We start from the raw sequence: 11730 nt of genomic DNA on the forward strand, positions 1-11730 counted from the left end.
TTCCAGTCGACGCCGGAGTTTTTGCGTGCACCGTTCCAAGGCCCTTTTCCAGAACCTCCCCACCCCGCCCAAGGCCGAGAAACGGCCGGTCACCGATACCCGCCACGGCATTACCCGCACGGACGACTATGCCTGGCTGCGCGCCGACAACTGGCAGGCCATGTTCAAGGATCCCTCGCTTCTCGATGCCGAAATCCGCGCCCATCTGGAGGCAGAAAACGCCTATATGGAAGCGGCCCTTGGCGACACCACGGATCTGCAGAAGACGCTGTTTGCCGAAATGAAGGGCCGCATCAAGGAGGACGATTCGTCCGTGCCGATGAAGGATGGTCCCTTCGCCTATGGCACGCTCTATGTGACCGGCGGCGAACAGGCGCATTATTTTCGCACGTCCCGCGACGGCGGCGAACAGCAGGTGCTTCTCAACGGTGACCGCGAGGCCGAAGGCAAGGATTACTTCCGTCTTTCCGGCATCGACCACTGCAGCGATCATTCGCTCGGCATCTGGGGCTATGACGACAAGGGATCCGAATACTTCACCCTGCGCGTGCGCAATCTCGCCACTGGCGAGGACCTGCCCGATGTCATCGAGAATACCGCTGGTGGCGGCGTCTGGGCCCCCGACGGCAAGAGCTTCTTCTATACCTTGCAGGACGAGAACCACCGCCCGTCGAAAGTCTTCCACCATATCCTCGGAGAGCCGCAATCGGCCGATCGGCTGGTCTATGAGGAAACAGATCCGGGTTTCTTCATGGGCGTCGGCGGTTCGCTGCTGGATGATGTGATCTATATCGACATCCACGACCACGAGACATCCGAATACCGCCTCCTCTCGACGACGGACCTGACGGCCGCACCCGCTCTGGTGGCGGCGCGCGAAGAGGGCGTGGAATATTCCATGACCGAAGGCGGTGACATCTTCTACATCCTCACCAATGACGGCGGCGCCAAGGATTTCAAGATCATGGCGGCGCCCTTTGATGCGCCGGGCAAGGAGAACTGGGTGGAGGTGGTGCCGCATGAGCCGGGCCGTCTGATCCTCTCCCACATGGCCTATGCCCGCCATCTCGTCTGGCTGGAGCGTCGCGAGGGGCTGCCGCGGATCGTCATCATGGACCGCGCAAGCGGTGAGGAACATGCAATCGCCTTTGACGAGGAGGCCTATTCGCTCGGCCTGCAGGGCGCGGCCGAATACGAGACGGATGTGATCCGCTTCTCCTATTCCTCGATGACGACGCCCTCGCAGCTGTTCGACTACAACATGACAACGCGCGAACGGGTGCTGTTGAAGACGCAGGAGGTTCCCTCCGGCCATAACCCGGACGATTATGTGACGCGACGCGTGATGGCCCCCGCCCCCGATGGCGAACGGGTGCCGGTTTCGCTGCTCTATCGCAAGGACACCCCGCTCGACGGCTCGGCGCCCTGCCTGCTCTACGGCTACGGCGCTTATGGCATCACCATTCCCGCCTCCTTCTCGACCAACACGCTGTCGCTTGCCGATCGCGGCTTCGTCTATGCCATCGCCCATATCCGCGGCGGCAAGGACAAGGGCTTTGCCTGGTACGAGAACGGCAAGATGGAGCACAAGGAAAACACCTTCCGCGATTTCATCGCCGCCGCCGACCATCTGGTGGCAGAAGGTTTTACGTCCTATGACAAGATCATCGCCGAGGGCGGCTCGGCCGGCGGTATGCTGATGGGCGCCGTCGCCAATATGGCGCCGGAAAAATTCGCCGGCATCATCGCCGCAGTTCCGTTCGTCGATGTGCTGACCACCATGCTGGACGACACGCTGCCGCTGACGCCGCCGGAATGGCCGGAATGGGGTAATCCGATCGAATCGGACGAGGAATATCGCTGGATTGCCGCCTATTCTCCCTACGACAACGTGGCAGAGAGGCCCTACCCGCCACTGCTGGCCATTTCCGGCCTCACCGACCCGCGCGTCACCTATTGGGAGCCGACCAAGTGGATCGCCCGGCTGCGCGAACGGGCCCCGGCGGCAGGCCCCTTCCTGCTGAAGACCAACATGGCTGCCGGCCACGGCGGAAAGTCCGGACGTTTCCAGCGGCTGGAGGAAATTGCCTTCGAATATGCCTTTGCGATCAAGGTCGCAGGCCGGACGTGAACGTTCCGGGCGCGGGCGGCCCTCTCCGCCCGCGCCCGCGATTGTCTTGTTTTCCCGCCTGCGGCAGACAGGGCTTGGGGGGCGTCTGCGGCTGTCCTGCCTGGGGCAACCCATCTCGCGCAACCGGCACAGGACCAGCCCTGCGTGCAAATAAACACGGCGGTCTCTACCGGAGACGGTCCTGTATTCGCACCTGCGCAACAACAGAAAGAAACCGTCTTCAAGATATATCTGCGGGCGCAGCTTTGGCGTGACGCTGGTGTATGCCCGAAATTGCTACATACTGTCCTCGCAAGGCGGGATTTTTCCGATCAAAGACTGTTGTCTTTCGGTTCGTGATCAACAATCCGCGCCATGCTTGTTGTGAATTCGTACCGATTCGCTACAATTACCCAAACGGGGCGGGGTAAGGCATTTGGAGACGTCAGTCTGGCTGCTGGGAGCGACGATCGTTCTGGCAGTGATCATCATCATCGGCACCCTGCGCGCGCCCAATGCGCCGGGTCGATATGCGTTTGCGCTGTCCGTGCTGATGTCGCTGTGGTGGACGAGCTGCGTGCTCTATCGCCACAGCGTGACCGATTTCGAACAGCAGCTGGTGGCCACCAAACTCGCCTGGTTCGGCATCATGGGCACGCCGCTGTACTGGTCGCTGAGCTTCGTGACCTATGCGCGCGGTCGCCAGCCGGAAACGTTGGGACAGATAGTGGTGATCGGCCTTGTCTCCGCGTTCTTCGGCATCATCGCGCTGACCGATTCCTGGCACCATGCGATGTATCTGGAGCTGCTGGATGCCGAAGCCATGCTGTTTCGCCATGGCTGGGCCTATTGGGCAGCGCTCGGCATTGCCTATTCCACCATGACGGTGGCCTGCATCACCGGCACGGTACTGACCATCCGCCACCGCAGCATCCACCGCTGGCAGATCCTCTCGCTGCTGATTGCGGCCCTGGTGCCATGGGTCGCCAATGTCGCGTACACGCAATATGGTTTCATGCTGTTCAACGACGATCCGACGCCCTTCGTGTTCGTCGGGGCCGGCGCCTTCATGCTGGGTGCGCAATTCCTGGGACGGCTGTTCGTGGTGCCGCCGATCGGCCGTGAGGCCATTTTCGCAATCCTGCCCGATCCCGTCATCATTCTCGATGAAAGCGGACGCATTCTGGAACTGAACCCGGCGGCCGCCACCCTGCCCGGCCTGCCGGCCCATCCGATCGGGGCGCTGTTGCGCGAACCCGCCGAGCTTTCGGCCCTGCTGGCCCGCACCGCGCATGGCGACGGCGAACGGCATGAACTCACGCTGACCGGCAATGGCAATGCCTACGAAGTTTCCACCCATTCGCTGAAACCCTGGGGCCGCGCCGGCGGACGCATGATCGTGATGCGAGACATCTCGCTGCGCAAGGCCGACCAGAACCGGCTCGCCAGCCTCTCGCGCGATTTGGAAGCACGGCTGCGGGACAATCTGCGCCTCCAGGAGATGCTGCGCGAGGAAGCGCTGCGCGACCACCTGACCGGGCTCTACAACCGCCGCCACGCCCAGAACATTCTGCCCGACCTTCTGGCCAAGCAGACGAGCGGCGGCGTGTCGGCCCTGGCCATCCTCGACATCGACCACTTCAAGAGCTTCAACGATCGTTTCGGCCATCAGGTCGGCGATGAGGTCCTGAAGGCCTTCGCCGCCACGCTGCTGGCAGCGCTCGGGCCAGGGGACAGCCTGTTCCGCTGGGGCGGCGAGGAATTCCTGATCCATCTCGACAGCACCAGCCGGACTGAGATTCTGGCGTGCTGCGAACGCTGGCGCGCGGTTCTGCAGGACATCCAGATCCCGGGCCTTACGCATCCAGGCCTCACCTTCTCGGCCGGCATCTTCCTCTGCCCGGCCTCCGGCGCAAGCCTGGAAGCCGCCGTGAAAGCCGCCGACCAGGCGCTGTATGGCGCAAAGGCCGCGGGCCGCGACTGCTGCCGCATTGCCGGTGAGTCGCGTCCGGCACCCTGCCCGTCGGCCAGCGGCACGGCCCGCAAGGGAATCGCCTCGCTCGCCTGAAAATGACCATGGCGTTTCCGGAGCCATTCGCGGCAAAACGGTCATCCTTGCGCGCAAACCGGGCATAATGCCTGCAAATCAGTCAGCCACCCCGCACAAGCCCGCGACTGTCAATGCCTCCTTTTTCGCATTTGCGAAAAGCCGCAAGCTTCGCGCAAGCTTGATAGATTAACACTTTCTTAACGATAACCAGCACGGACAGACAGCCATGCAGATCCAGAGCGGGCTGAGCGGCTACGGCTATTCGGGGCGTTCCTACAACATCGAACGCCGCACCGAGCCGGCGGCCGAACAGCGTGAGATAGATCAGCCGCAGCGCTCAGCGTCTGCGCTGACGGGCAGCAGCACCCTGCTGTCCTCTTCCCTTGCCAACGCCCTGTGGGCGGTGGAAAATGCCCGCAGCGCCAGCGGCCCGGGCAAGGACGGCACGGCCGTCAACCGGTCGCAACAGCCGGGTACTGTCGAACACATCGAGGACGTATATTCCGAATTCTGACGGCGCCGGGGCGGCACACTCCTCCCCGGCGACCTTGTTCCAGGCCCACGTCGGAGGTCAACGTGAGGGTCAGCCTGTGCCCTCAGTTGGTTGGCGAATAGCAGTCGATCGCCAGGCTTCCCTGTTGTCCAGTGACCTGGCAACTCCTGTAGACGCAGCGATAGCCATTGTTGAAACTGGTATTGTCCGTCGCCGGGATAACGACATTCATGTATGTCGCACTGGTCACCGCGCCATTCAGCGTCACGGCAGCCGCATTGGGCTGCAGAACGGTGTTCGTCCCATCCTGGAAGTTGACCGTTACGTTTTGCGCGCACGCGTTGCGGGTCGGATTATTGTTGAATGTCTGCACATATTGAGCATGCGCAGGCACAACGATCGTTGTGAGAGCCAGGCAAAATGCGCCAAGGAGTGAGAAAATATACCGGTTCATCAGATGTCTCCAATTCTGGAATGAACCGCCCAGAAAGCAATCATTGCGTGCTTTTGTATTTTTTGCAATCAATAATTTTGCTTTCAGTTCCTTGCGCGCCGCCTCACGCCGCCCGGCTCACCTCCACCGTGACATGCGAAAGCGTGTCGAGATCCTTCAGCCGGTCCTTGTAGGCCGCCGGCTCCAGTGGTTCGGATGCCGACAGCGCCACGATGGCGGCGTGGTGGCCGGGACCGACCTGCCAGACATGCAGGTCCGTGACCTGCCCTTCCGACGTAGAAAGACGCTTGCGGATCTCCTCTGCCAGTCGCCCCTCCTCCGGCACCACATCAAGCAGCACGCGCGCGGTGTCCCGGATCAGCGCCCAGGACCAGCGGGCAATCACCAGCCCGCCGACGATGCCCATCACAGGATCAAGCCAGATCCAGCCATAGGCGCGGCCGAGCAGCAGGGCCAGGATCGCCAGAACCGAGGTCAGGGCATCGGCCAGCACATGCACATAGGCGGCGCGCAGATTGTTGTCGCCCGCATGGCCATGGTGGCTGCCACGGTGCGCCGTGTGAGCCGCATGCCCATGATGCTCATGGTGATGATCATGATCGTGGTGGCCGGCCTCGGGATGCCCGTGATGCGGATGATCATGCGCGACATGGCGGCCGGTGCGATGAGAATGTCCGTGCTCATGGTGGTGATCATGGCCGTGATGGTGCGGCTCGTCGCGCAGCAGCCAGGCGCTGACGAGATTGACGCCGAGGCCGAGAAGGGCGACGAAGATCGCATCCCCGAAGGCAATCGGCACCGGTTCAGCCAGCCGCATCAGGCTTTCGACAGCAATCAGCAGCGCGATCAGCGCCAGAACAATGGCGCTGGCAAAGCCGGCGAGATCACCGAGCTTGCCCGTGCCGAAGGTGAAGCGGCCGTTTCTGGCCTCGCGCCGTGCATACCAGTAGGCAACCGCCGCAATCAGCATGGCGCCGGCATGGGTGGACATATGCCACCCATCGGCAAGCAGCGCCATGGAGCCGAACAGGCTGCCGGCCACGATCTCTCCGATCATCATCGCCGCCGTCAGCGCGATGACGAAGCCCACCTTGCGCGCATTGCGATCATGATGCCGGCCGAGAAAGACATGCTCGTGCCCCATCGGGGAGGCAGCGGCGTCAGGGTTGCCATGGACATGCGTGGTCATCGGGTTTCTCCCAATTGAATCAGGATGGTGTGCAGATCGCGATCGATGCGAGGGCACCTTTCGCGCATCTGGCGGGGTCAGCGGATATAGGTGCGCAGCACCGCTGCCAGTTCCTCGGCGGCCGCCGCGCGCTCCGCTTCGCTCTCGGCATGCACCACATGTTCATGCAGATGCGCCTCCATCACCTCGCCGGTAAGGCCGGACAGCGCACCGCGAATGGATGCGAGCAGTTGCAGCACCTCGCCACAGGGCTTTTCGGCCACCAGCGCCCGCTCCACCGCGTCCATCTGTCCCTTCAGGCGGCGCACGCGGGCCAGCAGCTTTTCGCCATCGCGGATGGTGTGAGACATGGCGCACTCTCCAATACTATACCCCCCTACCCTATTCTGAATCGGGATCGAAGGCAAGATGCCTGGCGGCGGCGCCATAAAGCCGGGGCGATGTGCGAAAAAGTTCCGGAGAAACAAGGCCGGCCACACGACGCCTGTTGACGGGTATCGGAGAGAACAGCAGCCGGCGAAGAGGCATGACGGGCTCCGCCGGGCCACGGCCTGTCCCCTTCCCCACGGGTCGCCCGCCCGCCTTTTCCGTGCCATGCCCGTCGCCTCACCGTGTCACGCGGCCTTGCAATCCGGCAGCGGATCACCCAGTTTGAAATCTCCAGAGACTAAAGGTCTGGCGCGGCGCGCCAGGCGTTTCGGCAGCGGTGATGCGAGGAAGGCGGCAGGAATGTTTTCGATCGGCGAAGTGTCCCGTCGCACCGGCGTGAAGGTGCCGACCATCCGTTACTACGAACAGATGGGCCTGATGACGCCGTCCGAACGCTCGGAGGGCAACCAGCGCCGCTATGGGCGCGGCGACGTGGAGCGGCTGACCTTCATCCGCCATGCCCGCGATCTCGGTTTCGAGATCGACCGCATCCGTGAACTTCTGGCCCTCAGCCAGCATCCGGACGCGCCCTGCGAAGGAGCCGACCGGATTGCCGGCGCGCATCTGACCGAGGTGCGCCAGAAGATCGAACAGCTGAAGCGGCTGGAGGCGGAACTGGAACGCATCGTCTCCCATTGCGGCGGCCACACTGTGGAGGATTGCTATGTGATCCGGGCGCTCTCCGACCACGGATTGTGTGAACACGAGCATTGAAGCGGCTATTCGTCCGCCACATCGCCCCGATAAAGCGCCTCGTAGTCGCGGCAGCCTGGCCTCGAGGAGGCCGCCTTGTTGGCGCAAGCCAATGATACCAGCCTCAGTCCCGCAGGTCATACACCCCTTGACACCTGGAGAAATCGGGCGCATGCATGAGGAATGATGATCGAATGCGCACCCATTGCTGCTACGTATTTTTGGGCCTACCGGTAACGGGCGGCTCGACAGATCACAATGTCAACAAGCCGCCGTCAGGCGGCTTTGTTGTTAGAAGACGGCACCTGACGGCACGAGAAAACCAGAGGATGCCGCAAATGCCCGAAGATACCGAAATCTCCCTTCTCCGCCCGGCCGTGGTGAATATCCGCGTGGCCAAACCGCGCGACCTGCCGGAACTCAACGAGATGATCGCCCTGCTTGCCGCCCATCACGGCGATGCGTCCGCCATGACGCCGGAAAAGCTGGAGCGCGATCTGTTCGGCCCCATGCCATGGATCCAGGCGCTGGTGGCCGACGGCGGTGAGGGCCTGATGGGTTACGCCATTCTGGTGCCGCTCTACAGGGCGCAGGAGGGCAAGCGCGGCATGGACCTGCACCATCTCTTCGTGCGCGACGGCCATCGCGGCCACGGCATCGGCCAGCATCTGGTGGCGCGCGCCCGCGACTGTGCCCGCGCCCAGGGCTGTGACTTCCTCTCGGTCTCCGCCGCCACAGGCAATTTCGCCGCCCACCGTTTCTACGAGCAGATGGACTTCACCGCCCGCCCCGTCACCGGCATGCGCTTCCTGCAGCCGCTGGCCTGACCGGCAGGGATGCGGGACAAGTCCCGCCTCCGCCAGCAGAGACCGGGGCGACCGTGCCCCGGACGCAAAAAGCCATGACGCATGGGAGAACCAGGTATGACCCGCATCGCCATTGCCCTGACGCCCGATTACGCCGATTGGGAGATCGCGCTTCTGACCGCCGTCGCCCGCAGCTTTCTCGACGTCGAAATCGTATTCGCCTCGCCGGACGGCGCTTTGGTCACCTCCATGGGCGGGTTGCGGGTGATGCCGGATTGCGCCTATGCCGGGCTCGATCCCGAACGCTTCGAGGCGCTGGTAATCCCGGGCGGCATGAGTTGGGAGAAAGGCACCGCACCCGATCTCGCCCCGCTCGTCCACGCGTTTCGCAACCGACGGAAGCTGGTCGCCGGCATCTGCGCTGCCGCGAGCGCGCTCGCCGGCACCGGGATCCTGAACGACGTTGCCCATACAGGCAATGCGCTTTTAGCCCACCAGGCGGTGCCGGGCTATGCCGGAAGCGCGCTTTACCGCGACCAGCCACGGGCAGTGTCCGAGGATGGCGTCGTGACGGCCCCCGGCACCGCGCCCTTCACGTTTACGGTGGAGATCCTGAAGGCGCTGGACCTGTGGACGCCGGAGGCGGAAGCGGAGATGGCAGGCTTTGGGCGTGAATTCTGACAGGGCCGGCCGCTCTGGCCTGCCATGCATCACGAGACATCTGCCACGGGCAGAGACCACGACGAAGGCCGCGCTCAACGCGCCGGCACGGCCTTCAGATAGGCGGCAATCGCCTGCAGATCGCTCTTCGGCAGGTGGGCGATATTCTTCTGCACCTCGACCATGGAACCGCCGACACTGTCGAAATCAGGCGTGAAGCCTGTTTCGAGATAGGCAACGATCTCATCCTGGCTCCATTTGCCGATCGTTTGCGACCCGGGGGTGATGTCGGGAATGCGGCCTTCGCCTTCCGGGTTCGGACCGCCGGCCAGCCACTGGCCGGCCTGGAAACCGCCGAGAACATTGCGCGGTGTGTGGCATTCGCCGCAATGGCCGGGGCCTTCCACCAGATACTGCCCGCGCTTCACGTCCGCGCTGGCATTGCCCAGTTCGATGCGCGGCGCATCCGAGAAATAGATGAGCTTCCAGCCGCCCACGGCGATGCGCAGGTTGAAGGGGAAGTTCAGTTCATGGGCCGGCGCCACATTGGCGCTTGCCGGCAGGCTTTTCAGATAGCCGAAGAGGTCGTTGACGTCCTCGCGCGTCATGCGGGCATAGGAGCCGTAGGGAAAGGACGGATAGAGATGTTCGCCCGAAGGCCCGACGCCCCGCGTCATCGCATCACCAAATTGCGCGAGCGTCCAGCCGCCGATGCCGGCCTTCGGATCGGAGGAGATGTTCGGCACGTGGAAGGTGCCGAATGCCGTGGGCAGCGCGCGACCGCCGGACAGCACCTTCAGGTCCTCGCCTTCGGCGCCCTTGGCCGCATGGCAGCTGGCGCAGCCGCCCGCCCAGAACAGCTGTTCGCCATGCGCAAGATCCGGCCCGGCAAGGCCCGTCCAATAGGAGGCCGGATGCGGATCGGGCCTTGTCAGCGCATAGGCGACACCGGCACCAACCACGGCGGCCGCCAAGCCGGCAAGCGCCAATTTGCTCCAGATCGAGGCCATGCCCTTCCCCCTTCGGTCAGGTCAGAAAATAGAAAAAGCCGCCGCCGGGGCAGGCCCGGCAGCGGTGCATCCGCTCGCAGGCGTCTCAGCGCTTCAGGCGATAGGCCTGGTGGCAGACGCCGCATTCCGCGCCCAGCGTCTGCACGGCCTGGCCGACACCGGCCTGATCCGTCGGCATGGACGCGAGAATGGTCTGCGCATCCGAGGAGAGCTTTTCGGCCTTGGCCTTGAAATCTGCCGTGTTCTGCCAGATGGCCGGGGCAGCTTCCGTATCGTTGCCGGTTTCGGAACCGGCCGGGAAGTGGTTGGGGAAATCCTTGGCGGATTCGGCAATCGTGGAGAGCGAGGTCTTCACGGTGGCGGCGTCATAGGGCTTCTGGCCCTTGGCAATCGCACCGAGAGCACCCATGGAGCCGCCGATCTTCTTCATCAGCCCCTGACGGACCACCTGCGGCGCGTCCGCGGCATAGACGGCGCCAACACCAAGACAGAGCGCCAGAATGCCTGTCGTCACCAGTTTGAATTTCATGGATGGTCTCCCCTTCTGTCGGTGCCGGACCCACCCCGGCATTCCTGCGACGCATCATGATGGCATGGCATGCATTTGATTTACATGACGTTTAAGCAGAGACACACAGATGTGATTGGCAAACGGAAGCAACGTGCCCTGGGTCATGCCAGGCATGGCCGCGACAGGGGTGGCACCGGCGAAGACCGCTCAACGCGTCAGGACGCGGCTTTCCTCGCGGCCGAAGCCGGTCACCTCGAGGCGATCCTCATAAAGCGCGATCGTCGAAAAGGCGTTCTGCTGCGCCGTATCCACCATGCCCTTCAGATTGAGGAACCAGCAGTGTCCGGCCCGTGAAACGCCGCCGGCATGATAATGGCCACAGAGATAGGCAATCACGTGCGGCTGGGACGAAAAGAGATCGGCCAGCGCCTCGGCATCCCAAAGCGCATGGTCGCTGTGGGGATAAAGCGGGAAATGGCCCATGGCGATCACCCGCTGGCCAAGCGCGCGCGCCGCCTCCAGCTGGCCGGCGATCCAGGCGAACTGGCGCTCTGAAATGCCGGCATTCCAGTCCATGGCATTGACGGCGCCCCTCGCCTTCAATGCCTCCAGCCGGGCCGTGGCCGCCTGATGGGCCGGCGAGCCGGGGACGGTGGCAAACAGGCTTTCCTCGCAGCCGTCAATCACCACCAAGCGGATGCCGTTGCGCACGAAGCTGTAATAGGGCGCCGGCATGCCGAGCCGCATGTGAACCCGGCCGAGGTGTTCGGCATCCACCAGGAAATCATGATTGCCGGGCAAAAACAGGCATTCGTGGCGCGAGCGCCGGTAGATGGCAAGCGGCGCCTCGAAATGCTCTGCTTCGCGATCGATGAGATCGCCGAGCGTCATGATGAAGGAAAGATCCTCGCCCTCGAAGGTCCCGATCGCCTCGGCGAGCTTGCCGAGACTGGCCCGGAAATGGCGGTCGAGCACGGGGTTCGGATCGAGATCGGCATATTGGGGATCGGCAATGAGACCGAAGCGGAGAAGCGGCTGGTTTGGCATGCGGTCGCATTAGCGGTCTGGCGTGACACGGTTGTGACAGGAACCCTGCAAGAGACCTCGCAGGTGGCGCGTGCCTTTGCCCATTGACCGCGCCGCCCCTGCGGCTTAACCGCCGTGCCCTGATCGGAGACGCCCCATGAAAGAGATGACGCAACCCCTTCCCGCCGCAGAGGCGATCGATCTTCGCCCCGTGCTGCGCAGCGACGCCGCCGATCTGCTGGCCGCCAATGTGCAAAGCCTCTGGCATCACCCAGGGGCGGTGATGCCAGAGGCTTTGC

The 11730-nt window shown here is 63.4% G+C and carries 12 protein-coding genes; 6 read left to right on the plus strand and 6 right to left on the minus strand.

All coding sequences use genetic code 11. The features are described 5' to 3' along the window. Positions 1 to 25 precede the first annotated feature (25 nt). The 3 genes from FNA46_RS18535 to FNA46_RS18545 all read left to right on the plus strand — a co-directional run bounded on the left by FNA46_RS18535 (position 26) and on the right by FNA46_RS18545 (position 4674). Entirely contained in the window at positions 26 to 2131 is a 2106-nt protein-coding gene (locus FNA46_RS18535) for a S9 family peptidase (protein WP_143126692.1), read from the plus strand. Between the two features lie 415 nt (positions 2132 to 2546). Further along, positions 2547 to 4178, plus strand: a complete 1632-nt coding sequence (locus FNA46_RS18540; protein WP_143126693.1) for a GGDEF domain-containing protein — start codon at positions 2547 to 2549, stop codon at positions 4176 to 4178. Positions 4179 to 4386: 208 nt separating this feature from the next. Next, positions 4387 to 4674, plus strand: a complete 288-nt coding sequence (locus FNA46_RS18545; protein WP_143126694.1) for a hypothetical protein — start codon at positions 4387 to 4389, stop codon at positions 4672 to 4674. 82 nt (positions 4675 to 4756) lie between these two features. Here the strand turns inward: FNA46_RS18545 and FNA46_RS18550 are convergent, their stop codons facing one another. The 3 genes from FNA46_RS18550 to dmeR all read right to left on the minus strand — a co-directional run bounded on the left by FNA46_RS18550 (position 4757) and on the right by dmeR (position 6646). Then, positions 4757 to 5107: a hypothetical protein gene (locus FNA46_RS18550; protein WP_143126695.1), complete on the minus strand. Its 351-nt coding sequence runs from the start codon at positions 5105 to 5107 to the stop codon at positions 4757 to 4759. 103 nt (positions 5108 to 5210) lie between these two features. Further along, positions 5211 to 6296 carry a CDF family Co(II)/Ni(II) efflux transporter DmeF gene (gene dmeF, locus FNA46_RS18555; protein WP_246103198.1) on the minus strand — a complete coding sequence of 362 codons (1086 nt, stop codon included), beginning with the start codon at positions 6294 to 6296 and terminating at the stop codon, positions 5211 to 5213. Positions 6297 to 6373: 77 nt separating this feature from the next. After that, complete coding sequence (dmeR, locus tag FNA46_RS18560; RefSeq protein ID WP_143126696.1) at positions 6374 to 6646, minus strand: Ni(II)/Co(II)-sensing transcriptional repressor DmeR; 273 nt, start codon at positions 6644 to 6646, stop codon at positions 6374 to 6376. Positions 6647 to 7025: 379 nt separating this feature from the next. Here dmeR and FNA46_RS18565 point away from each other — a divergent pair, with 379 nt between their 5' ends. The 3 genes from FNA46_RS18565 (at position 7026) to FNA46_RS18575 (ending at position 8905) form a co-directional block, all read left to right on the plus strand. Next, positions 7026 to 7439: a MerR family transcriptional regulator gene (locus FNA46_RS18565; protein WP_143126697.1), complete on the plus strand. Its 414-nt coding sequence runs from the start codon at positions 7026 to 7028 to the stop codon at positions 7437 to 7439. A 317-nt stretch (positions 7440 to 7756) separates the two neighbouring features. Next, positions 7757 to 8245 carry a GNAT family N-acetyltransferase gene (locus FNA46_RS18570; protein WP_425468782.1) on the plus strand — a complete coding sequence of 163 codons (489 nt, stop codon included), beginning with the start codon at positions 7757 to 7759 and terminating at the stop codon, positions 8243 to 8245. 96 nt (positions 8246 to 8341) lie between these two features. Next, a complete protein-coding gene (locus tag FNA46_RS18575; RefSeq protein ID WP_143126699.1) occupies positions 8342 to 8905 on the plus strand; it encodes a type 1 glutamine amidotransferase family protein in 564 nt (187 codons plus the stop codon). Positions 8906 to 8979: 74 nt separating this feature from the next. Here FNA46_RS18575 and FNA46_RS18580 read toward each other — a convergent pair whose 3' ends face one another. The 3 genes from FNA46_RS18580 to FNA46_RS18590 all read right to left on the minus strand — a co-directional run bounded on the left by FNA46_RS18580 (position 8980) and on the right by FNA46_RS18590 (position 11452). Continuing rightward, positions 8980 to 9894, minus strand: a complete 915-nt coding sequence (locus FNA46_RS18580) for a cytochrome c (RefSeq protein ID WP_143126700.1) — start codon at positions 9892 to 9894, stop codon at positions 8980 to 8982. Between the two features lie 85 nt (positions 9895 to 9979). Further along, positions 9980 to 10423, minus strand: a complete 444-nt coding sequence (locus FNA46_RS18585; protein WP_143126701.1) for a c-type cytochrome — start codon at positions 10421 to 10423, stop codon at positions 9980 to 9982. 189 nt (positions 10424 to 10612) lie between these two features. Next, positions 10613 to 11452: a metallophosphoesterase gene (locus FNA46_RS18590; protein ID WP_143126702.1), complete on the minus strand. Its 840-nt coding sequence runs from the start codon at positions 11450 to 11452 to the stop codon at positions 10613 to 10615. Positions 11453 to 11730: the final 278 nt, after the last annotated feature.

This window comes from Affinirhizobium straminoryzae, from assembly GCF_007004135.1.
Lineage (GTDB): Bacteria > Pseudomonadota > Alphaproteobacteria > Rhizobiales > Rhizobiaceae > Neorhizobium > Neorhizobium straminoryzae.